2 protein-coding genes are annotated in these 1402 nt (G+C 49.5%); both read right to left on the bottom strand.

The features are described 5' to 3' along the window. Nucleotides 1–894 (bottom strand): DEAD/DEAH box helicase (locus ACOCD2_RS19935; protein WP_419585248.1); only part of this gene is annotated, 894 nt, incomplete at its 3' end. A gap of 1 nt (nucleotide 895) precedes the next feature. Then, nucleotides 896–1081: a methylation-associated defense system helix-turn-helix domain-containing protein MAD1 gene (gene mads1 / locus ACOCD2_RS19930; RefSeq protein WP_293650345.1), complete on the bottom strand. Its 186-nt coding sequence runs from the start codon at nucleotides 1079–1081 to the stop codon at nucleotides 896–898. Between the last annotated feature and the right edge of the window lie 321 nt (nucleotides 1082–1402).

Here is a 1402-nt window from a genome sequence, read left to right as displayed (position 1 = left end):
GCGCTGACGCTTCGGCAAGGCATAGGATTCTTCGCGAAGCATGAACGCGGAAATGCCGTCATAGAGGCGCTGCTCGTCGTCTCCGGGTGTAAAGGGTTGGGTAAAGGTTCGCCTTTCGGTATAGCGAACATATTCCACAACATCACGCCGCAAGGTTCGCTTGATAAAACCTTTCAGGCGCTCCCGAAGCTCCTCAAGGTTGGTGCCATTGTGAAGGTATTGCTTGCGGAACGCCTTGTCGTCACCAAAGATGTGCTCATCAATCAACGTGGACAAGCCGTACAATTCCATGAGGCTATTTTGTATTGGCGTCGCGGTAAGTAACAGTTTCTGACGACCATCGAGCGCACGTCTTAATGCTTTGCCCATGCGATTACTTTTCTGGTGCGCATTGCGCAATTTATGCGCTTCATCGAATACCACCAGGTTCCAGGGTATGGCTCGCAGTTCATCCTCCATTCGGCTGGCATAGTGATAGGAAAGAATGATGACCTTGTTCTGCCGGAAAGGATTATAGATTCCATCTTTCTTCCGTTGCCGTACCGCTCTGGCATCCAGTATTTCGGTGGGTAAATTGAATTTTTCAATGAGTTCAGCCGCCCATTGCCGGCGCAGAGATGCAGGAGAGATCACCAGAATATGTCGTTTGCGTTCGGCCCAGTATTGGCAGAGCACCAATCCGGCCTCGATGGTTTTGCCGAGGCCCACTTCATCGGCCAGAACAACTCCTTTGGAGAGGGGAGAGCGCAAGGCGAACAGGGCTGCCTCGATCTGATGGGGGTTGAGATCAACGCTGGCATCGAAAAGCGATGTTGAGATACGGTCGATATCATCCCCGGCAGCCTGGCGAGTCAGCTCGTGGGCGTAGTATTTGGCTTGGTGGTTCGTTATCACGCTAATCCGCCTCAGTCCCTTGATTTGATTGATCTTTGATCCATTGGTCGACATCGTCCTTCCGAAATCGCCATGCATTTCCGACTTTGAAGGCAGGTATCTTTTTCCCGGAGGCAAGTCGATAGACTGTACGTTCATTGACCTTTAGGTATTCCGCAACTTCTTTTATCGTCAAAATTTCATCCATCAATTTGTGCCCGGCAGGTGTCAGATAGGCCTACATAGTGTCCATCCAAAAATGCCAACCTATTGAATTAACGTAAAAAAACATCGAGAAGTTGCTGGGAAATTCCTGGTGAGCTGGGTATAATTTATAGCTAAGCAATTGACTATAAAGGAAATAACCAACAAACCAGGAGCTGACAATGCGAGAAAAACGCACCATCCCACCCAGTATATTCGAAATTTATCCAGAGCACGACATCGGGCGTGAACTCAAAGCCATGTCCAAGTTGCTGGACGCGCATCCTGATCTACTGGATTGGGTCGCGGCAGACATAAAGGATCG

It is taken from the genome of Thiolapillus sp. (assembly GCF_048562965.1).
GTDB classification, from domain to species: Bacteria; Pseudomonadota; Gammaproteobacteria; order Chromatiales; family Chromatiaceae; genus Thiolapillus; species Thiolapillus brandeum_A.
The sequence above is the reverse complement of the archived record's forward strand: the minus strand, read 5'-3'. Positions and strand labels throughout refer to the sequence as shown.

What these genes read in the sequence shown, in the direction of transcription:
- mads1 (WP_293650345.1), bottom strand. Translation starts at nt 1,081, where the DNA reads ATGGATGAAATTTTGACGATAAAAGAAGTTGCGGAATACCTAAAGGTC.